We start from the raw sequence: 495 nt of genomic DNA, 5'->3' as shown, positions 1-495 counted from the left end.
GTCACCCGGTCCGTGCCCAGTTCGCCCACCAGCTTGAAGTTGTTGGTGAACGCGTACACGGGACGCACGCCGACCGAGGTCCAGGTCGAGGAACCGTTGGCGTTCGACTCGTCTTTTTGCCACAGGGCGACGAATTCCATGCCGAAGTTTTCCATCGGCTGGATGGCCATGTCATTGAAGACGCGCGTGCGCTTGCGGTCCGAGCCGAAGGCCGTGTTGCCCGAGGCGCCGAACTGGCCGTTGCCGTCGCCGCCCACGCCGGGACCGACGCCGTACTGCACGCCGAAGGTGTTGCCGCCGCCGAAGACCTTGCCTTGACGGTGGAACGCCGACAGTTGCCAGCCGTTATGTTTCGGGCCGTAGATGTCGTTGTCCTTACCTTCGGCCGTGATGATGGTGGCAGCCACGTCCAGGGTACCGTTGGTGTTGACGGGAATGTCGCCGTAGATGAAGTTCTGGCGCACGGCCGAACGGGTGCCGAGGATGGCGCCCGTC

At 64.0% G+C, this 495-nt stretch carries 1 protein-coding gene; it reads right to left on the bottom strand.

Features of this window, described 5'->3' with window-relative positions; genetic code table 11:
* Positions 1-495, bottom strand: a 495-nt coding sequence (locus ACZ92H_RS29440; protein WP_465051972.1) for a carbohydrate porin, incomplete at both ends; no start/stop codon positions are given.

The sequence above is a fragment of the Janthinobacterium foliorum genome (assembly GCF_978021625.1).
Note: the sequence above shows the minus strand (reverse complement) of the source record. Positions and strands in the feature narration are given on the sequence as shown.